This window comes from Cupriavidus sp. FW306-01-F10A, from assembly GCF_058782785.1.
The window spans coordinates 19776-38981 of the sequence record NZ_JBYSYA010000008.1 but is presented as its reverse complement, the minus strand read 5'-3'; the positions used below and the strand labels follow the sequence as shown (position 1 = coordinate 38981).

Sequence of the window (19206 nt, the reverse complement as noted above, 5' to 3'; positions counted from 1 at the left end):
CAAGGGCGGTTTCGTGAGCCTGCAATATTCCGAGCCCAGCGTGTTGCTGCGGCGCATGTTCGAGGCGGCGGTCGCCGCCGCCCAGCCGGCCAGGACCCTGGCGCGGCACCTGCCGCCGCCGCCGCGCGGACGCACCGTCGTCATTGGCGCGGGCAAGGCCTCGGCGGCGATGGCGAGCGCGCTGGAAGCGGCATGGCACGGGCCGCTTGAAGGCCTGGTCGTTACCCGCTACGGCTATGCGGTGCCGTGCTCGCGCATCGAGATCGTGGAGGCCGCTCATCCGGTGCCGGATGATGCCGGGCTGGCCGCTTCGCAGCGCATGCTGGCGATGGTGGCGGGCCTGGGCGAGGACGACCTGGTGATCTGCCTGGTCTCAGGCGGCGGATCGTCGCTGCTGCCGCTGCCGCTTGCCGGCATCACGCTTGACGACAAGCAGCGCGTCAATCGCGCGCTGCTCAAGTCCGGCGCGACGATTTCCGAGATGAATTGCGTGCGCCGGCACCTGTCCGCCATCAAGGGCGGCCGGCTGGCAGCCGCGTGCCATCCGGCGCGCGTGCTGAACCTGCTGATTTCCGATGTGCCGGGCGATGACCCCATCGATATCGCCTCGGGCCCGACCGTGCCTGACCCGACCACGCGCGCCGATGCGTTGGACATCGTCAAACGGTATGCGATTGACCTGCCGCCCAATGTGATGGCCGTGCTGGCGTCCGACGCGGCCGAGACGCTCAAGCCCGGCGACCCGCGCCTGCCGCGCATCCGCACCGAGTTCATCGCCACGCCCCGGCTGGCGCTGGAAGCGGCCGCGCAGGTGGGCCGCGACGCGGGCTTCGCGGTGCACGTCCTGGGCGACGCCATCGAAGGCGAAGCCCGCGATGTCGGCAAGGTCATGGGCGGTATCGCGCTGGCGGCGGCCAGGCATGGCCAGCCGTTTGCGGCACCGTGCGTGCTGCTGTCCGGCGGCGAGACCACGGTCACGGTGCGGGGCGCGGGCCGGGGCGGCAGGAACGTGGAATTCCTGCTGTCGCTGGCGCTGACGCTGCGCGGAGAACCCGGCCTCCATGCGATTGCGGGCGACACCGACGGCGTCGACGGCCAGGAAGAGATCGCCGGTGCGGTGATCGGCCCCGACACGCTGGAACGCGCCTGGCGCGCCGGACTGCGTCCGCAGGATGCGCTCGCCGCCAACGACGGCCATGGATTTTTCGAGGCGCTGGGGGATGCCGTGATCACCGGTCCCACGCTGACCAATGTCAACGACTTCCGCGCGATCTTGCTGACGCGCGCTTCCGGAGCCTCCGCATGAGACGCCTTCGCAATGCCAAGATCGTGGCCACGCTGGGTCCGGCCAGTACCGACCCGGCCATGATCGAGCGCCTCTTTGACGCGGGCGCCGATGTGTTCCGCCTCAACTTCAGCCACGGCACCCAAGCAGACCATCAGCATCGGCTGCAAAGCATCCGCGCCATCGAGCAAGCGCGTGGCCGGCCCATCGGCGTGCTGCTGGACCTGCAAGGGCCCAAGCTGCGCATCGGCACCTTTGCTAACGGCCCGGTGCAACTCGCCGCGCAGGCCGCGTTCCGGCTCGATCTCGATGCCAGCGTGCCGGGCTCCGCGAAGCGGGTCAGCCTGCCGCATGCGGAGATCTTCGCGGCGCTGCAGCCCGGGGGGGAGCTGCTGGTCGACGATGGGCGCGTGCGCCTGCGCGTCGAGCGCTGCGGCCCGGAGTGCGCGGAAACCACCGTGATCAATGGCGGCACCCTGTCCGACCGCAAGGGCGTCAACGTGCCCGGCGTAGTGCTGCCGCTGTCGGCGATGACCGAGAAGGACCGGCGCGACCTGGACTTCGGGCTGTCGCTGGGCGTGGACTGGATTGCACTGTCGTTCGTGCAGCGCGCCGAGGATATCGAGGAGATCCGGCAGATCGTGGACGGCCGCGCCGGCATCGTCGCCAAGCTGGAAAAGCCGGCCGCCATCCAGAGCCTGGAAGCGATCGTGGCGGCATCGGATGCGGTCATGGTCGCGCGCGGCGACCTGGGCGTCGAGATGCCGGCGGAGCAGGTGCCGTCGCTGCAGAAGCGCATCGTGCGCGCCTGCCGCAAGGCCGGCAAGCCGGTGATCGTCGCGACCCAGATGCTGGAGTTGATGGTGGCCGCGCCGGTGCCGACGCGCGCCGAAGCGTCCGATGTGGCAACCGCGATCTACGACGGCGCCGACGCCGTGATGCTGTCCGCGGAATCGGCATCGGGCAGCTATCCGGTGGAGGCGGTGCGGATGATGGACAGCATCATCACGCGCACCGAATCGGATCCGCATTACCACGAAGCCATCCAGGCATCGCACTCGGCGCCGCGCGCGGAAGCCGCCGACGCCATCGGCTATGCCGTCAGGCACGTGGCCAACCTGCTGCGCGTGCCGGCCGCGGTCACCTACACCAGCTCAGGCTACTCCGCGCTGCGGATGGCGCGCGAGCGGCCTGAAGTGCCGATCCTGGGCATGACGCCGCGGATCGCCACCGCGCGCCGGCTGGCGCTGGCCTGGGGTGTGCACGCGGTGCTCTGTCATGAAGTGGTCGATGTGCTGGAGATGACCAACCTGGCGAGCCGCACCGTGCTGAAGGAGCAGTTTGGCGTGGCCGGGCAGCAGATCGTCATCTCGGCCGGCCTGCCGTTCACGGTGGCCGGCACCACCAACCTGCTGCGCATCGCGCAGGTCCAGTAAGGCAGGCATCGGGCAGGGGGACCAAGGAGCCATCAAGGCATCAATCAGCCGAAAACCGGCTGCAAACATAGAACATTCAGGAGACAAAGCATGCGTGGTACTGAACTCGTGCGTCGTATTTCCGGTGTGGCCGTGCTGGCAGCCGGCTTTATCCTAAGCGGCACTTGCCTGGCACAGGAATGGCCGGCCAAGCCGATCACCCTGGTGGTGCCGTTCCCGTCGGGCGGGACTACCGACGTGCTGGCCCGCGCGCTGGGCGACCAGTTGTCGAAGAGCCTGGGCCAGCCCGTGATCGTCGAGAACCGGCCCGGCGCCGGCGCCACCGTGGGCGCGGACTACGTCGCCAAGGGCAAGCCGGACGGCTACACCCTGCTGATGGGCGCGGTCCACCATACGATTGCCAGCAGCGTCTACAAGAAGCTGCCCTACAGCTTCCAGAAGGACCTGGCGCCCATCGCCACGGTCGCCATGGTGCCCAACGTGCTGGTCATCAATGCCGCCAAGACGCCGGCGAAGGACGTCAGTGAACTGGTGGCCCTGGCGAAGAAGGCAGCGCCGGAGTTTGCCTATGGCTCCAATGGCAACGGCACCGCGCAGCACCTGATCGGCACCCAGTTCCAGGCCGCGACCGGTGCGCCGCTGCTGCACGTGCCTTACAAGGGCAGTGGTCCGCTGACGACGGATCTGCTCGGCGGACAGGTAACGATGTCGTTCGATACCCTGACGCCGGTGCTGCAGCACATCAAGTCGGGCAAGCTGCGCGCCCTTGCAGTGACTACAGCGCGGCGCTCCAGCGTCCTGCCTGATGTGCCGACGCTGGAAGAGGCGGGGCTGAAGGGCTTCGATATCGGCACCTGGTTCGGCGTGCTGGCGCCGGCCGCCACGCCGGCGCCCATCGTGACGCGGCTGAACGCCGAGATCGTCAAGATCGTGAAATCGCCGGACTTCCAGCAGCGCATGGTGGCGGTCGGGGCCGAGCCGATGGCGAGCACGCCGCAGGAGTTTGCCAAGCGGATCCAGGACGAGACGGTCAAGTTCGCCAGGCTGGTGAAGGACGGGAAGGTGACGATCGAGTAGGCGACCCGCGCTCATTCGGTTGCTTGCCTTCTCGCCTATATTGAACTCTGCCCGGCATCGCCTTATGCGTTGCACGGGCGGACTGCGGGTAACGGAGGGAGGGCGCCATGAAGATCGCGAGCATCGAAGCCATCGTCCTGCGCATTCCGTTCACGGTGGGCGGCGTTTCCGCCGCGGGCGTCTGGGGCGGCGCCGGGATGCAGGCCGCCGACTCGCTGCTGCTCAAGGTGACGACCGACGATGGGCTGGTCGGCTGGGGCGAGACCTTCGGCTTCGTGGGGATTCCGGCGGTCAAGGCGGCCATCGAACAGATGCTGGCGCCTGCCTGCATCGGCCGGGACGCAACCCGGATCGATGCCATCGGCCTGGACCTGCAACGCAGGTTCCATGTCTTCGGGCGCAGCGGGGCCATCTTCTACGGGCTGTCCGCGCTCGATATCGCCCTGTGGGACCTTTGCGGCAAAGCGGCCGGGCTGCCCGTTCACCAGCTGCTCGGGGGCGCGCGCCGGGACCGCCTGCCTGCCTATGCCAGCCTGATCCGGTATGCCGATCCCGAAACGATAGCGGTCAATGTCAGGCGCGCCATCGCCGATGGCTACCGGAGCCTGAAGCTGCATGAGGTCGACCTCGCGGTCATCCGCGCCGCCCGCGAAGCGGCGGGCCCGGACATCGAGATCACGCTGGATACGAACTGCCCGTGGCCGCTCCATGAGGCCATCGACATGGCGCGCGCGCTGGAACCCTTGTCGCTACGGTGGCTGGAAGAGCCCCTGTGGCCGCCGGAGAACTACGCCGGACTGGCCGCCCTGCGCCAGCAGTGCGCCATCCCGGTCGCCGCCGGCGAGAATGCCACCACGCTGATGGAGTTCCAGCACCTGCTCAGCGTGGGCGCCGTCGATGTGGTGCAACCCAGCCCGGCCAAGATGGGTGGCATCAGCGCCTTGCGCAACGTCTTTGCGCTGGCCGAGGCGCACAACACGCAAGTGATGGTCCATACCTTCTACGACGGCCCGGGGCTGCTGGCCAGCATGCATGCCACGGCAGCGCTGGGGGATGCCGCGGCCATGATCGAATGGCGCTACTTCGACATGGAGGCGCAGGTGCTTGGCGATGCCGTGGTGCCGCGCGATGGCATGATCGCGGTACCCGCTGGCCCGGGCCTGGGCATCGACCCGGATCCGGAGGTCATCCGGCGCTATCGCGTTGCGTGAGCATCATCCCGGCATCAGAAATCCACCTTCTCCCCCGGCTGCGGCACGATCACGCTTGCCGCGGCGCCAGCGCCCAGCGCCGCCTTGAACGCCTCCGGTGTCCCGCTCAACTGCGGCGAGGTCTGATAGTGGATCGGAATCGCAAAGCGCGGCCGGATCAGGTCGCGCACCGCGATGGCGGCTTCCTGCGGTCCCATGGTGAAATGGCCGCCAATGGGGATCAGCACGAGATCGGGTTTGTAGACCTCGCCGATCAGCCGCATGTCACCGAACAGTCCCGTATCGCCCATGTGCCAGATCTTGAAGCCGTTCTCCAGCTCGATGATGTAGCCGACGGGCTCACCGCCGTAGTGGGTTTCGTCCTTGCCGGTGGCGGGGTTCTTCAGCGCCAGTTCCGACGAGTGCTCGGCATGCACTGCGGTGATTCTGGGGCCGGTCGGGCCAAAGGGCATGACCGTGCCGCTCTTGCCGAAGCGCTGCGCCTGCGCGGCCGGGACCATGCCCAGGCTGACCAGGGCCTGGCCCAGGCCGCCGCCGTTGTAGATCGGCGCGTTGGTCAGCCTGGCCAGGGCGGGGGCATCGCCCAGGTGGTCGCTGTGGGCGTGCGTGACCAGGATCAGGTCGACCTTGCCCAGCGCCGAGAGCTGCTTGAAGCCTGGCGGCGTCTTGGGATTGGTGGTGAGCCATGGGTCGACCACGATGACCTTGCCGCCGGGCGTGGTGATGCGCGTGGCGGCCTGGCCCAGCCACAGCACTTCGGCCTTGCCGGCGGTGGGCTGGCCGGCCGGCATCGGGCGCTGGGCCTCCGCTGGCGGCGTGGGCGCGGCGCAGGCGCCGAGCAGGGCGATGCCGGTGGCGAGGAGAACGGCGCGCAGTCTGGTCATGGTCTTTCTTCCCTGGATGAATTGGCCTGGCAACTTGCAGTACTAGCGGACAAACATGCCCAATCCTTCGTGGTCGTAATACTCCAGCCACACGCGGTCGCTGGAGAACGCCGCCTGCGAGATCGTGCCCGGCGTCGCGTTCTCGCTATTGAGCGTGAAGGTAAAGACGTCGCCGTCCCAGTGGCTCAGCGGCAAGGTGAGAGGGGTGGCGCCCAGCGTCATCACCAGCGTGCCGCCCTGGTCGGCCACCTGCAGCGGACCGTAGTAGTCGTTCTGGTAGGTGCCGGTGTAAGCCGAGAGTGCGCGCGCCGGCAGCGGGTTGGCCGGGGGTGCCTGGCCCACCAGCCGGCCTTCCGGTGCCAGCAGCGGCGCAAGCGCATCGCCGTAGATCTTGCCCCAGTCGCGCCGGATGGCGCCGTACTGCACGAGATCGAAGAATTGTGCGTTCAGGGTTTCCGGGACGCCGATGGGATAGCCATTGGTCAGCGTCACGATGGCCAGGTTCAGCGACGGCACCGCGGTAAAGTTGGTGGCCGCGCCCACCGCGAACGCACCGGAGTGGCTATAGGAGGTCAGCCCGAGTTCGGTCGTGCCGACATTGAAGCCATAGCCGTAGTAGCCGGCCGGCCGTCCGCTGACGGGCGGACTGCTTTGCATCTGCTGGCTCAGCGCGGGTGCCAGCGCGGCGGCGTCGACGATGCGCTGGCCTGCGAACTCGCCTTTGGCGAGCAGCATCGCCAGCCATTTCGCCATGTCGTTGACGGATGAGCTGACGCCACCGGCGGGCGACTGCGCATCCGGCATCGTGCCCATGCCTTGCACCCAGGCGCCGTTGATCCTGATATGGCCGAGGGCGCGGTTGTCGCGCGCGGCAAAGTCGGCGTAGCGCGAACTGGTGCGCGCCATGCCCAGCGGTTGGTAGATGGCCTGCTCGGACAGCGTGGCCCAGTCGATGCCGGCCGCGGTGGCCACGGCCTCGGCGGCGGCGGTCATGCCAAAGTTGGTGTACGCATAGACCGCCCGGAACGGATGCAGCGGCAGGAAGCGCAGGCGCGTCAGCACCTGCTGGCGGTCGTAGCCCATGTCTTCAAGGCGGTCGCCGGCGTGGTCGGGCAGGCCGGAGCGATGGGCGTAGAGATCGCCAATGGTGACGGCTTCCGTGACTTCCGGTTCCGCGAGCGCGAACCACGGCAGGTGCGCGCGCACCGGCGTATCCCAACTGATGCCGCCGCGGCCGACCTGCCGGGCCACCACGGTTGCCCCGATAGGCTTTGACACCGACGCAAGCTGGAACACAGTGTCGGCATCGACCGGCGCGGGGTCGGTTACCAGCCTGCGGCCAAAGCCTTTGGCGTAAACGGTTTGATTGCCGCGCACCACGGCGACGGCCATGCCCGGCACGCCGGAACTGGCCATCAGGTCAGCGGCCAGCTTGTCGACCTGGGCAATGGCCTGGGTGATCTGGGATTCGGGAACTGGATCGGGCGGTTTGGGCGGATCGTCATCATCCCCGCCGCAGGCGGGCAGGGCAGGGACCAGCAGGCCGCCCAGCGCGGCTCCCAGGAAACGGCGACGCTCTTGCAGTTTGCCCACGGTGGTTCTCCGCAGTTCTTCGGTCAGGCGGCTCGGCCGCGCCCTTGGATAGGAATACTGTAGGCGATAGGGCGGGGAGTGGCGAATGCGAAACGTCTTATCGCAGCACGATGGCGGGAGCGGGAAACTGCAAGCCTCACCGAAGGGTTCGGTGAGCGGGGGTGACAACCCGGCAAAGCAACAATGACCAGGTAAAAAAATCCGCGGGCAGGCCGTTTTCCACGGCGGGCCGGGCGGGGCAGCCTTATGGCTGGCCGGTTTTCCGTCATTGTTGCACCGGCAATGTCACCCCCGTTGTCTGGCCCGCCACCTTCTTCACACTTGGGCAGGCGGGCGTTCTCTAAAGGAGAAAAGCGCGATGCAAATGTCTACTCATCACCCTGCAGATGTCCGGCATATCGTCCCGGCCGGCACCATCGAGTCCTTTGAGCAAATCAGCGCCGGGCTGAGTGCCATCCTGTTGCTGGTTGAAATCGAGAGCGAACGGTCGGAGGGCTGCCACAACGTGTATTCGCTGCTGGCAATGGTGAAGGCGCAGCTGGACCATACGGCGGCAAAGCTGTGCGCGGATGATTGAAGCATTCGCCGCGGCAAAAACAAAAAGCCCGCACTTTCGTACGGGCTTTCTGCTTGAATCTCTGGTGCCCAGGAGAGGACTCGAACCTCCACAGTGTTGCCACCGCTAGGACCTGAACCTAGTGCGTCTACCAATTCCGCCACCTGGGCAAGGTGAGCGCCGGATTTTACAGCGCGCTGCGGATTTTGCAAGTCCCTCGGCCGGCTTTGGCGCAAGAAATCCAGTTTGAGCTGCGGTGAGGCCGCTGTTGCTGGTCAATCGGTGGACACGTCAGCGTCGGAAGTGAGGATGTCAAACAGCGCCTTGGCCGCAGGCTGCAACGCCCGGTCGCGACGGCGTATCAGCGCCAGGATACGGTCCACGGCAGGCTCGGTCAGCGCGATGGCGCACAGGCGGGGATGATCGCGTGGCAGTGCCAGGCCCGGCAGCACGGCCATGCCGAGGCGGGCTTCCACCAGCGCCAGCACGCCAACCACGTGGTTGGCTTCGTAATAGATGGTCGGGCGCTGTTCAAGATGGGCGATGGCATTCTCGATCAGGGCGCGATTGCCGCTTTGCCTGGACACGCCGGCCATGCGCTGCCCCGCCAGGTCCGCCCACGCGACCGACTTGCGCTGGGCCCAGGGATGGTCGCGCCGCAACACCAGCCTGTAGGGTTCGATACGGATCGGGCGGAACTCGATATTGGGTTCCTGGGAACCCATGAAGTTGAGCCCGAAGTCCGATTCGCCCGACAGCACGCTGGACAGCACCGCGTTGGCGCTTTCGTCGATCACACGCACGCGCACGCCAGGATGACGGGCGGCAAACACGCTGATGGCTTCGGGCAGCAGATGCACCGCGGCAGACGGTATCGCCGCCACCGTCACCAGCCCGCGCCGGAGCGCGGCTTCGTCACCAAGGCGGAATACGGCGCTGTCGAGAATATCCAGGGCAGTCCGCGCTTCCTCCAGGAACTGCCTGCCGACGTGTGTCATCTCCACGCGGCGGGTGGTGCGCTCCAGCAGGCGTGAGCCGAGCGTCTTTTCAAGCTTGTCGATCCTGCGGCTCAGCGCGGGTTGCGAGATATGCAGGGTCTCGGCGGCCACCCGGAAACTGCCTTTCTCCGCCGTGGCGATAAATGCCTGCAAATCCTCAAGGGCGAAATTGATGCGTGACATGCATGAAACCATCAGAACATTGCAATTCACAGAATAGTGTTACGAGAATACTCTGGCAACGCAGAAGAACGAGGAAGACAGGCGCTCTTGCGGCGCCAGCAACGAGATCACGGAGACGAAAATGAAGCTGACTGCCCTGGCCGCCAGAAAGGCCGCACTGGTTTTCCTGCTATGGCTGGCCGCGCCCGCCTGGGCCGACGATATCCGAGTGATTACCTCGGGTGGTTTCACCGCGGCATACCAGCAACTGGTGCCGCTGTATGAAGCCGCCACGCAGGACCGGATCATCACCGCCTACGGCGCGTCGATGGGCAATGCACCCGATTCCATCCCCAGCCGGCTGGCACGCGGCGAGACCTTCGATGTGGTGATCCTGGCGGACTCGGGTCTCGACAAGCTGATATCGGAGGGCAAGGTGGCAGCGGGCAGCCGGGTGGACCTGGCGCAGTCGCTGATCGGCATGTCGGTCCGCAAGGGCACGCCCAAGCCCGATATCAGCACCGCAGAGGGCTTGAAGCAGACCTTGCTCAACGCTAAATCGATTGCGTATTCAGCCAGCGCCAGCGGGACTTACCTGTCCGGTGAATTGTTCCACCGGCTCGGCGTCGCGGACCAGATCAAGGACAAGGCCCGCAAGATCAACAGCGAGCGCGTCGGCGCCGTGGTGGCCCGTGGCGATGCGGAAATCGGCTTCCAGCAAGTCAGCGAGCTGCTGCCGTTCAGGGAGCTGGATTTCGTCGGCCCGCTGCCAGCCGAACTGCAGCAGCGGGTCTTCTTCTCCGCCGGGATGGTGGCGGGCCACCAGAGCGCGGCGGCTTCGCGGTTTGTTCAGTTCCTGGCGTCCCCGGCGGCAGCCACCATCGTGCGAACGACCGGGCTGGAGCCGGTTGCCACGCCGCTGCCGCCACCGGCGCCGCCGGTTCTGGGGCAGCCACAAAAACGCTAAGCCGCTTCAATACCGGTTGGCGGCCGCAAAAACAAAAAGCCCGCACTTTCGTGCGGGCTTCTCGCTTTAAAACTTGGTGCCCAGGAGAGGACTCGAACCTCCACAGTGTTGCCACCGCTAGGACCTGAACCTAGTGCGTCTACCAATTCCGCCACCTGGGCAAGGTGAGCGGCGCATTTTACCGAAGGTTCACAAATTTGCAAGCACCTCCGGCGAGCACACGCAGCATCGCTGGCCGGACCGCGTTACGGCGATCCGGATGCGCCACGGGCAATCAGAACGACGGCACCATCGCGCCCTTGTACTGGGCCTTCATGAACTGGCGCACGTCTTCAGACTGGTACGCTGCCACCAGCTTCTTGACCCACGGCTTGTCCTTGTCCTGCGTGCGCACGACGATGATGTTGGCGTACGGGCTGTGGATGTCTTCCAGCGCGATCGCGTCCTTGGTCGGCTGCAGGCCGGCAGCGAGCGCATAGTTGGTGTTGATCACGGCGGCGCTGACGTCGGGCAGGGCACGGGCCAGCTGGGCTGCATCCAGTTCCACGAGCTTCAGCTTCTTCGGGTTCTCGGCCACGTCCAGCGGGGTGGCATTGACACCATTGGTGCCGGCGCCCGCCTTCAGCTTGATCACGCCTTGCGACTGGAGCAGCAGCAGGGCGCGGTTTTCATTGGACGGGTCGTTGGGCACGGCCACCTTGGCGCCTTGCGGCAGGTCCTTCGGCGACTTCAGGTTCTTCGCGTAGATACCGAGCGGCGAGATATAGGTGTAGCCCACGCTCTGCATCTTGTAGCCGCGCTGCTTGACCTGGCTGTCCAGGTAGGGCTGGTGCTGGAAGCTGTTGGCGTCCAGGTCGCCGGCATCCAGTGCGGCATTGGGCTGCACGTAGTCGTTGAACTCGACGACCTTGACGTTCAGGCCATTGCGCTTGGCCACCTTCTGGACGACTTGCCAGACTTCGGCATCGGGGCCGCTGACGGTGCCGACGCGGATGGTCTGTTCCTGGGCCGAGACGCTGCCGGCGGCGATAAAACCAAGGGCGGACACTGCAACCGCCAGACGCTTGATGAGAGACGTGCTGCGCATAGGAGTTCTGGAAATATTCTGGTTATGTGGCGAGTGAGACAGTCGCCTGGGCAGGGATCGCCTGACCGGGGCGAGGGCCACAGATTAACGCAATTGCGTTCAGATGGCGCAGCGGGAATGAATCTGGCGTCTATTTCTTTTTCATATGCTTATGAATCTAAATGACGCCAGATCGACGGCATTAAATGCTTCTGTGCCACGGCTTAGTCTGCAAAGGCTTCGCGCAATGTCCGCAAGGTGTCTGCCACGAGCCTGTCACTCAGGCCGCCGGCCCGCCTGACCAGCCGGGACTTGTCCACGGTCCGGAGCTGGTCCAGCAGGATCAGGCCAGTCTTGCGCTGAAAAGTTATCGGGACACGAAACGGTGCCGGCCTGCTGCCGGTAGTCATTGGCGCCACGGTGACGGTGCGCAGGTAGTCGTGCATCTCCGGCGGCGAGAGGATGACGCAGGGGCGCGTTTTCTCGATCTCGCTGCCGACGGTCGGGTCAAGCGCAACCAGCCAGACGTCGCCGCGCGCTACCATTTCAGCTCCGCGTCGTCGGTGTTGGGGAAATCGCCCAGTACCAGGGCGTCGTCACCGGCCGCGGCGATGGCCTGGCTGGCTTCCGCCCAGCCTTGCCGCGGTGCTTGCTTGGGGCGCCGGAGCACCAGCGCGTCATTCACGATTTCCATTTCCACTTCATTCTCCAGACCTAGCTGTGCCAGGATTGCCTTGGGGATCAGGACACCTTGTGAGTTGCCCATCTTGCGGATCGTCGCTTTCATGCTTGTCCCTCATGGTGGTGAGCAGTGTTGACGTCAGCACAATGTTATTACAGCGCGGGCGTCAAGGAAACAGGCAAGCGCGATGCCGCATGGAAATGTGACATCCTGGCGACGCCAGGGGAACGCGAATAGTCCGAAGACTCCCGCACCGCCGGCGCCACTGGCTCAGCCGGCCACCGCCCCATATCCCTGGCCCTTCCACTCGATAAAGCACAAGCCATGGCCGAACGGGTCCGACAGCCTTGCCTGCCGTCCCCAGTCAAAATCCTGCGGCCAGTCCTCGATCTCGGCGCCGGCTTCCAGCGCTCGTTCGATGGCCTGTTCCAGGTTGGCCACGACGAAGTCGAGGTGGACCGGGGTCCAGTGGCGGCGGTAGTCGCGGCGGGTATCGGCGCGGGTGGTGGGGCGGGTGCCGGCGGGCTTGGCGAGCAGGTAGATGGGGGTGTTGCCGCCCAGCATTTCGGCAACGGTGCCGTCGAACAGCTTGCGGTTCAGCCTCAGGCCAAGCCCCTGCGCGTAGAAGTCGATGCCGCGCGGCAAATCGTCGACATCGATATTGATCAGCAACTCCATGACAGCCTCCTGGCGGCGTTCCGTGTGAGAGCGGCCGCATTGTGCGCCGGGTCTCCTGACAACTGCTGTCAGGAGTGATGTTTCAGCCGGCCAGGCAGGTGCCAGGAACGGCGCGCTAGCCGCGCAACAGCTCCCGCACCACCGGGCGCAGCGCGTCGCCGAGTGCCAGGTGCGCGTCGGCATCCAGGTGCACGCCGTCGACCTCGCTGCTCTGGATCACGGTGCCGGCGTCGAACTGCGGACAGCCCAGTTGCGTGCAGACCTCGGCCACGGCTTGCGGCAGGCCCGTCCACTTATGTTCGCCGCCGGCAAACTTGGGCGCCAGCGGCCCGCGCGGGGTGCGGATCGGGGGTGGGGTGACGACCAGCACCGGCGGCACCGGCATGCCCGGCTCGATCGGCGCGCTGCGGATCGCCTGGACCAGCGTGGCGATGCCCTGGGCGGCGTTCCAGGCGTTGTGCGGGTGCATCGACTGGAAATCGTTGTTGCCCAGCATCAGGACCACCAGCGCCAGCGGCGCGTGGATTTCAATGCGCTGCGCCAGCCCCTGCAGGCCGTTGCGGCCGGGTTTGAATGGGTCGTCCCAGACCGTGCGGCGGCCGTTCAGGCAGTCTTCGATGACGCGCACCGGGGCGCCGCCGTCGGCGTTCAGGCCCAGCTCCAGCCGGCCGGGCCAGCGCACCGGGAAGGGCAGGCGCCGGCGCGTGCCGGGCACGATGCCCCATGACAGCGAGTCGGCGTAGACAAGGATCTGCAGGGGATCGGTTTCGGCCAGCGGCGCGGCGGTCATGCGGGACTCCAGTTGGCGTGGATATTGGTCGATAAAGGGCAATGGTCCGTGTCAAGCCATGTTGCACCGCGCAGACAAAAAGGTCTCCCGAATACGCGGAGACTTCATAATATCGACTTACTGACGATCGGGAGAATGAAGTTGCGTTTCGAGCACTTGGTTGAGATCAACGATCCAGGCAATCCTCAACTGGATCCGCTGACGCCTGACCAGCTGTGGCAAGGGCTGGTGCTGCGCGCCGAGTCGCCCGAACTCTTCGTGCTGGGGCTGGACCGCGCCGAGGTAGTCGGCCGCGGCGACAACTGGATCGATCGCGTGCTGCATTTTGGCGAGGCGTCGATCCATGACCATGTGGTGTTCGAGCCGCGCCGGCAGGTGCGCTATGAAACCGCGGCCACGGCCGAGCATGCCGGCGGCACGCTGACCATGGCGATCGAGACCCCGGGCCCGGGCGCGCTGCTGCTGCGCTTTGTCTACAACACCACCATGCCGGCGGTCGACGCCAGCGGCGATGACCGCTATGCCGAGATCGTCAAGTCCGCCTACCACGAGGCCGATATCGACACCGTGCGCAAGATCCGCGAGATCGCTGACACCGGACGGCTGGGGTGAGCGAGGGTCCCGCCACGCCGGAGGGTTCCGGCCAGCGGCCGGGTCTGCCGACCCGGCTGGCGCTGCGTGCGCGCTACGGCGAGCGGCTGCGCTGGCTGGTGCTGGTGACGCTGATGCTGGGCACGATCTCGTCGATCGTCTCGTCCACCATCATCAACGTAGCGATTCCGGACCTGAGCCGGCATTTCGTGCTGGGGCAGGAGCGCGCGCAATGGGTGGCGGCCAGCTTCATGATTGCGATGACGCTGTCGATGCTGCTGACGCCCTGGCTGCTGAACCGCTACGGGCTGCGCCGCACCTTCCTGGGGGCCTCGCTGCTGCTGGGCGCGGGCGGGCTCTTTGGCGGCTTTTCACCGACCTACGGCGTGATGATCGCGATGCGCGTGGCCGAAGGCGTCGCCGCGGGCATCATGCAGCCGCTGCCCAATATCCTGATCCTGCGCGTGTTCGAAGAGCGCGAGCAGGGCAAGGCGATCAGCATGTTCGGCTTTGGCGTGGTGCTGGCGCCGGCGCTGGGGCCCAGCCTGGGCGGCTTCCTGGTCGAGGCCTTCGGCTGGCGCTCGATCTTCTTCGTGGTGGTGCCGCTGACGCTGATCGGCGTGCTGATGGCGCGGCGCTTCATGGCGGTGGACTCGATCATGATGGGCGAGCGCCAGCCGCTGGACTGGCGCGGGCTGGGCCTGGCCGGCATTGCCACGGTCAGCCTGCTCAACGGCGTGGTCGAGATGCGCGACAGCGTGCCCGCGGGCCTGGCGCTTTTGGGCTTCGGCGTGCTGATGCTGGCGGCGTTCGTGCTGTGGCAGCTACGCGCGGCGCATCCGCTGATGAATCTGCGGCTCTACAGCTACCGGCAGTTCGCTGCCGGCGCGGTGGTGGCCTTTATCTACGGCGCGGGGCTGTTCGGCTCGACCTACCTGCTGCCGGTCTATATGCAGATGGCGCTGGAATACACGCCGTCGCGCGCGGGCCTGGTGCTGTTCCCGGCGGGCGTGATGCTGGCGCTGACGATTGCCGTATCGGGGCGCTTCACCCACAAGATCGCGCCGCATATCCAGGTGTCGTTCGGGCTGGCGCTGCTGTCGCTGTCGTTCCTGCTGATGGCGCTGGGCTCGCGCTCCACGCCATATCTGGTGCTGGTGGCGCTGGCGGTGCTGGGGCGGATCGGGCTGGGCTGCATCCTGCCGTCGCTGACGCTGGGGGCAATGCGGGGAGTGGACTTCACGCTGATCGCGCAGGGCTCGAGCTGCATCAACTTCCTGCGCCAGCTGGGCGGCGCCATCGGCGTGAGCCTGGCGGGCGTGGGCCTGCAATGGCGGCTGGCGGAGCACGGCGCGGTGCTGGGCCAGGCCGGCGACGCCGCCGTGCAGGCGGCGCGCATCCGTGCCTTCGATGAAACCTTCCTGGCCGTGGGCGTGGTGATTGCCAGTGCGATGATCGCGGCGTGGCGGATCCGGCCGCGGCCGGTGCCGGCGGCCTGAGGCCGCCGGGCCTGCCTGCGCTTGCTTAGCTGGCTGCGCCGCTGCGCAGTTCTTCCACCAGTGCGATGTACTGCTCCATCGCCTGTTCGCGCGCGGTGCCGCGCAGGGCTTCCCAGGCTTCAAACTTGTAGCGGCCGACAAAGTCGGTCATGCCGGGCTTGTCGCCGTGGGCATCGCCTTCGCTGCCTTGCTTGAACAGGGCGTACAGGCGCAGCAGGGACATGTTGCTGGGGCGCTCGCTCAGTTGCTTGACGTTGATCTGGGCCTGGTCGAAGCGTGCCTGCAGGTCGCTCATGGGGGTTCCTCCGTGTGTGCTGTCTGGATTGCGAAAGTGCAGGCCGATGATAGCCGCCCGGCGGCGCCGCGCCGTCCGTATAAAACCGAAGAAGCCCTCGATTCCGGGCGTCACCGGATACAATCGCGCCATGTCCTGGATTCTTGCTGTTGAAACTTCTACAGAGTGGTGCTCGGTCGCGCTCGGACGTGCGGTGCCGGGTGCCGGAGTCGAGTGCCTGGTGCGCCATGAGCACACTGGTGCACGCTCGTCGGCACGCGTGCTGCCGGCTGCCGGCGAGCTGCTGGCCGAAGCCGGCATCGCGCTGGCGGACTGCGCCGCGATTGCCTTTGGCGCCGGCCCGGGCTCGTTCACCGGCCTGCGCACCGCCTGCGGCGTGGCGCAGGGGCTGGCCTTCGGCGCCGGGCTGCCGGTGGTTCCGGTCAATACCCTGATGACCTGCGCCGAGCGCGCGCGCGCCGCTACTCCGGCGCTGCCGGACGACACCGCGGTGCTGGTGGCGCTGGATGCGCGCATGGATGAAGCCTATTCCGCTGCTTTCCGCTGGCATGCCAGCGCGCGGGAATGGGCACAAGTCACGCCGATGCAGGTCAGTGCGCCGGAAACCGTGCCGCTGCCCGACGGCGAATACTGGCTGGCCGGCAACGCCTCGACGGTGTTCGGCGAGCGGCTGGCGGGCCTGGCGCGCGCCGCGCGCGTGCTGCCGGAGGCGATGCCCGACGCGCAGCCGATGGTCGCGATTGCACTGCGCGCACTGGCGCGCGGCGAGGCCATCGACGCCGACCAGGCCATGCCGATCTACTTGCGCGACAAGGTCGCCCAGACCATCGCCGAACGCGAAGCCGCCGCTGCCGCCCGTGCCGCGGCCCAGGCCGGGAGCGCATCGTGAGTGCAGCCTATCCGCTCGATCCCCGCAACCACTGGCCGACCGTGCCGGCCATGCCGGTGCTGCCGGACGGCTGGGCGCTGGGCCGCATGAGCGCGCTCGACCTGGCGGCCGTGGCGGGCATCGAGGCACGTGCCTACAGCCATCCGTGGACCCGCGGCAATTTCGAGAACTCGGTCAAGTCCGGGCATCTCGGCCTGACGCTGCGCGACCCGGCCGGCACGCTGGTGGCCTACGCCGTGCTGATGCCGGTGGTCGATGAAATGCACCTGCTCAATATCACCGTCGAGCCGCGGCGCCAGCGCCAGGGGCTGGGGCGGCTGATGCTGGCGGTGGTGCTGGCCACCTCGCACGCGCACCGCATCCATACCATGCTGCTGGAAGTGCGGCCGTCCAATACCGGCGCGATCGCGCTGTACCAGGCGGCGGGGTTTGCCGAGATCGGGCGCCGCAAGGGCTATTACCCGGCCCTGGGCAGCAAGCGCGAGGACGCGCTGGTGCTGCGCCGCAGCTGGCCGGCCGAGTCCGCCGCCAATGAAGGCACGGAGGGCAGGGCATGAGCCGCCGCGCACAGTTCCTGGAAGTCCTGGGCATCCCGACCGAATGGGTGCCGCGCGAGCGCGCGGATGCGCAGGCAGAGGCGGCGCCGGAGGTGGCCGTGGCGCAGGCAGCGATGCCTGTGGCCGAGGCGCCTGTGGCCGAGGTTGCCGCGGTGGTTGCCGGCCCGGCTGCGGAACCCGCCGTGCCGGTGCCGGCGCCAGTGGCGCCGCCGGTCTCCCGGGCGCCGGTTGCGCCTGCTCTGGTTCCCGCTGGCCCGGAACCCGGCTCGGCGCAAGCAGACCGCGAAGCCGTCATCGCCAGCATGGAATGGCCGGCGCTGGACGCCGCCGTGGCCGGCTGCACCGCGTGCGGCCTGTGCCAGAACCGCACCAATACCGTATTCGGCGTGGGCGACCGCCAGGCCGAATGGATGCTGGTGGGCGAAGCCCCCGGCGAGAACGAAGACCTGCAGGGCGAGCCCTTCGTGGGCCAGGCCGGCAAGCTGCTCGACAATATGCTCGGCGCGCTCGGGCTGGCGCGCGGGCGCAATGTGTTTATCGCCAACGTGCTCAAGTGCCGCCCGCCCGGCAACCGCAACCCGGAGCCCGAGGAGGTGGCGCAGTGCGAGCCGTTCCTGCGCCGCCAGATCGCGCTGGTGAAGCCCAGGGTGATCGTGGTCCTGGGCCGCTTTGCGGCGCAGTCGCTGCTGCGCACCGCCACCCCGATCGGCAAGCTGCGCGGCACCGTACATAGCTATGAAGGCATCCCCGTGGTGGTGACCTACCATCCGGCTTACCTGCTGCGCACCCTGACCGACAAGGCGCGCGCCTGGGAAGACCTGTGCCTGGCCAGGGAGGTCCATGACCGTGCGGGAGCTGGGGCCTGATCTCTCCCTGACCAGCGGCGGCGACGGCAACAGGCCGTCGGGCCCGCCACTGTGGCGCCGCGCTGCGTCGGCGCGCACGCGCGACCTGGCCTGGACCACGCTCTCGCCGCCGCTGCTGGCGGCGGTGCCGGGCGCGGCCCCGGCGCGCTGGCCCGCCGGCACGCTGGCCGCCTGGCAACACTGGCTGGAAGCCGCTGACCCCGCCACGCTGCCCGCCACCATCGACGAACTGGCCGACGGCCACGCCGCCCCCTCCGCCGACGATCCCGACCAGGACCCCGCCAGCCGCAGCCTGCGCCTGGGCCGCCATGCCGAGCGGCTGCTGCATTTTGCGCTGCGCCATATGCAGGGGCTGTCGCTGCTGGCCGCCAACGTGCCGGTGCGGCGCGCCGGGCGGCAGGGTATCCGCACGCTGGGCGAACTGGACTTTATCTGGCGCGAGCAGGCGTCGGGCGCGGTGGTCCACTGGGAGATGGCGGCCAAGTTCTACCTGATGGCGCCTGGCGACAGCCAGGTGGCGCGGGCGCAGGATTTCGTCGGCCCGAACCTGGTCGACCGCCTTGGCGACAAGCTGGGCCACATCGTGCACCGCCAGCTCCCCCTTGGCTGCACCGCGGAGGCACAGGCCCTGCTGGGACATATGGTGGACCGCAGCGAGGTCTACCTGCTGGGCTGGCTGTTCTATCGCGATGGCCGGGTGCCGCCGGGGCTGGATGCGCTGGGCATCGCGCCAGACCATTTGCACGGCTGGTGGTCCACGCTCGATGACTGGGCCGCCCGCGCTGCCGCGCGGCCCGGCTTGCGCTGGTGCCGCCTGCCGCGTACCGGCTGGCTGTCGGGCGCGCTGGTGCCCGAATCCGGCACGGAAGAAGTCGGCGCGCTGCGCGCGATGCTGGCGCAGCGCTTTGCCGACCCGCGCCATGACCACGGCTGGCGGCGCGAATCGCCGGTGATGCTGTGCGAACTGGAACCGGCCGGGCCGGAGGCGCCGGGCTGGTGGCGCGAATGCTCGCGCGGGTTCGTGGTGCCACCGGGGTGGGAGGAGCGGGCGCTGGCGCGGGCGGCGGAGCCGCCAAGGCCAGGGCCGCAGGCCGCGCAGGACGCGGCCTGACCCTCGCTGCGCC

Annotated in this window: 21 protein-coding genes and 2 tRNA genes; 12 read left to right on the top strand and 11 right to left on the bottom strand. The window is 67.6% G+C overall.

Features of this window, described 5'->3' with window-relative positions; genetic code table 11:
• The first annotated feature begins 55 nt into the window (after positions 1 to 55).
• From AC3WLF_RS13800 to AC3WLF_RS13785, 4 genes are all read left to right on the top strand, one after another.
• Positions 56 to 1306, top strand: a complete 1251-nt coding sequence (locus AC3WLF_RS13800) for a glycerate kinase type-2 family protein (protein ID WP_492317948.1) — start codon at positions 56 to 58, stop codon at positions 1304 to 1306.
• Positions 1303 to 2721 carry a pyruvate kinase gene (pyk, locus tag AC3WLF_RS13795; protein WP_492358380.1) on the top strand — a complete coding sequence of 473 codons (1419 nt, stop codon included), beginning with the start codon at positions 1303 to 1305 and terminating at the stop codon, positions 2719 to 2721. The genes AC3WLF_RS13800 and pyk overlap by 4 nt, the downstream gene beginning before the upstream one ends.
• A gap of 90 nt (positions 2722 to 2811) precedes the next feature.
• On the top strand, positions 2812 to 3798 hold the full coding sequence (locus AC3WLF_RS13790) for a tripartite tricarboxylate transporter substrate binding protein (protein ID WP_492317898.1): 987 nt from the start codon (positions 2812 to 2814) through the stop codon (positions 3796 to 3798).
• A 107-nt stretch (positions 3799 to 3905) separates the two neighbouring features.
• Complete coding sequence (locus AC3WLF_RS13785; protein ID WP_492317897.1) at positions 3906 to 5009, top strand: mandelate racemase/muconate lactonizing enzyme family protein; 1104 nt, start codon at positions 3906 to 3908, stop codon at positions 5007 to 5009.
• A 14-nt stretch (positions 5010 to 5023) separates the two neighbouring features.
• On the opposite strand, the gene AC3WLF_RS13780 is transcribed toward AC3WLF_RS13785, so the two are convergent.
• Both AC3WLF_RS13780 and AC3WLF_RS13775 read right to left on the bottom strand, forming a co-directional pair.
• Positions 5024 to 5893 carry a metal-dependent hydrolase gene (locus tag AC3WLF_RS13780; protein WP_492317896.1) on the bottom strand — a complete coding sequence of 290 codons (870 nt, stop codon included), beginning with the start codon at positions 5891 to 5893 and terminating at the stop codon, positions 5024 to 5026.
• 42 nt (positions 5894 to 5935) lie between these two features.
• Positions 5936 to 7486, bottom strand: a complete 1551-nt coding sequence (locus AC3WLF_RS13775; RefSeq protein ID WP_492358379.1) for a serine hydrolase — start codon at positions 7484 to 7486, stop codon at positions 5936 to 5938.
• A gap of 364 nt (positions 7487 to 7850) precedes the next feature.
• On the opposite strand from AC3WLF_RS13775, the gene AC3WLF_RS13770 reads away from it, so the two are divergent.
• Complete coding sequence (locus AC3WLF_RS13770; RefSeq protein WP_492317894.1) at positions 7851 to 8063, top strand: hypothetical protein; 213 nt, start codon at positions 7851 to 7853, stop codon at positions 8061 to 8063.
• A 62-nt stretch (positions 8064 to 8125) separates the two neighbouring features.
• Here AC3WLF_RS13770 and AC3WLF_RS13765 read toward each other — a convergent pair.
• A tRNA-Leu gene (locus AC3WLF_RS13765) sits at positions 8126 to 8212 on the bottom strand.
• Positions 8213 to 8317: 105 nt separating this feature from the next.
• A complete protein-coding gene (locus tag AC3WLF_RS13760; RefSeq protein ID WP_492317893.1) occupies positions 8318 to 9223 on the bottom strand; it encodes a LysR family transcriptional regulator in 906 nt (301 codons plus the stop codon).
• A 121-nt stretch (positions 9224 to 9344) separates the two neighbouring features.
• On the opposite strand from AC3WLF_RS13760, the gene AC3WLF_RS13755 reads away from it, so the two are divergent.
• Positions 9345 to 10169, top strand: coding sequence for a substrate-binding domain-containing protein (locus AC3WLF_RS13755; RefSeq protein ID WP_492317892.1), 825 nt, complete (start codon positions 9345 to 9347; stop codon positions 10167 to 10169).
• 74 nt (positions 10170 to 10243) lie between these two features.
• Here the strand turns inward: AC3WLF_RS13755 and AC3WLF_RS13750 are convergent.
• The 6 genes from AC3WLF_RS13750 to AC3WLF_RS13725 form a co-directional block, all read right to left on the bottom strand.
• Positions 10244 to 10330 (bottom strand) — tRNA-Leu (locus AC3WLF_RS13750).
• A gap of 113 nt (positions 10331 to 10443) precedes the next feature.
• Entirely contained in the window at positions 10444 to 11256 is an 813-nt protein-coding gene (locus AC3WLF_RS13745) for a MetQ/NlpA family ABC transporter substrate-binding protein (RefSeq protein WP_492358378.1), read from the bottom strand.
• 203 nt (positions 11257 to 11459) lie between these two features.
• Positions 11460 to 11780 (bottom strand): type II toxin-antitoxin system PemK/MazF family toxin, encoded by a 321-nt coding sequence (locus AC3WLF_RS13740; RefSeq protein WP_492358377.1) that lies wholly within the window; start codon positions 11778 to 11780, stop codon positions 11460 to 11462.
• Positions 11774 to 12022, bottom strand: coding sequence for an AbrB/MazE/SpoVT family DNA-binding domain-containing protein (locus AC3WLF_RS13735; RefSeq protein ID WP_340526238.1), 249 nt, complete (start codon positions 12020 to 12022; stop codon positions 11774 to 11776). The genes AC3WLF_RS13740 and AC3WLF_RS13735 overlap by 7 nt, the downstream gene beginning before the upstream one ends.
• A 165-nt stretch (positions 12023 to 12187) precedes the next feature.
• Entirely contained in the window at positions 12188 to 12595 is a 408-nt protein-coding gene (locus AC3WLF_RS13730; protein ID WP_010810622.1) for a VOC family protein, read from the bottom strand.
• Between the two features lie 115 nt (positions 12596 to 12710).
• Positions 12711 to 13385 (bottom strand): SGNH/GDSL hydrolase family protein, encoded by a 675-nt coding sequence (locus AC3WLF_RS13725; protein ID WP_492356481.1) that lies wholly within the window; start codon positions 13383 to 13385, stop codon positions 12711 to 12713.
• 135 nt (positions 13386 to 13520) lie between these two features.
• Here AC3WLF_RS13725 and AC3WLF_RS13720 point away from each other — a divergent pair, with 135 nt between their 5' ends.
• Entirely contained in the window at positions 13521 to 13997 is a 477-nt protein-coding gene (locus tag AC3WLF_RS13720) for an SRPBCC family protein (protein WP_010810624.1), read from the top strand.
• Positions 13994 to 15475: a DHA2 family efflux MFS transporter permease subunit gene (locus tag AC3WLF_RS13715; protein ID WP_492317887.1), complete on the top strand. Its 1482-nt coding sequence runs from the start codon at positions 13994 to 13996 to the stop codon at positions 15473 to 15475. Before AC3WLF_RS13720 ends, AC3WLF_RS13715 begins: the two co-directional genes overlap by 4 nt.
• Before the next feature lie 25 nt (positions 15476 to 15500).
• On the opposite strand, the gene AC3WLF_RS13710 is transcribed toward AC3WLF_RS13715, so the two are convergent.
• Complete coding sequence (locus tag AC3WLF_RS13710) at positions 15501 to 15770, bottom strand: acyl-CoA-binding protein (RefSeq protein ID WP_492317886.1); 270 nt, start codon at positions 15768 to 15770, stop codon at positions 15501 to 15503.
• 130 nt (positions 15771 to 15900) lie between these two features.
• On the opposite strand from AC3WLF_RS13710, the gene tsaB reads away from it, so the two are divergent.
• From tsaB to AC3WLF_RS13690, 4 genes are read left to right on the top strand one after another with little or no spacing between them, the layout of a single operon-like run.
• A complete protein-coding gene (tsaB, locus tag AC3WLF_RS13705; protein WP_492317885.1) occupies positions 15901 to 16659 on the top strand; it encodes a tRNA (adenosine(37)-N6)-threonylcarbamoyltransferase complex dimerization subunit type 1 TsaB in 759 nt (252 codons plus the stop codon).
• Positions 16656 to 17216: a ribosomal protein S18-alanine N-acetyltransferase gene (rimI, locus tag AC3WLF_RS13700; RefSeq protein ID WP_492317884.1), complete on the top strand. Its 561-nt coding sequence runs from the start codon at positions 16656 to 16658 to the stop codon at positions 17214 to 17216. The genes tsaB and rimI overlap by 4 nt, the downstream gene beginning before the upstream one ends.
• Positions 17213 to 18082, top strand: a complete 870-nt coding sequence (locus tag AC3WLF_RS13695) for a uracil-DNA glycosylase (protein WP_492358376.1) — start codon at positions 17213 to 17215, stop codon at positions 18080 to 18082. The genes rimI and AC3WLF_RS13695 overlap by 4 nt, the downstream gene beginning before the upstream one ends.
• Positions 18057 to 19193, top strand: a complete 1137-nt coding sequence (locus AC3WLF_RS13690) for a DUF1853 family protein (RefSeq protein WP_492317882.1) — start codon at positions 18057 to 18059, stop codon at positions 19191 to 19193. The genes AC3WLF_RS13695 and AC3WLF_RS13690 overlap by 26 nt, the downstream gene beginning before the upstream one ends.
• The last annotated feature ends 13 nt before the right edge of the window (positions 19194 to 19206 follow it).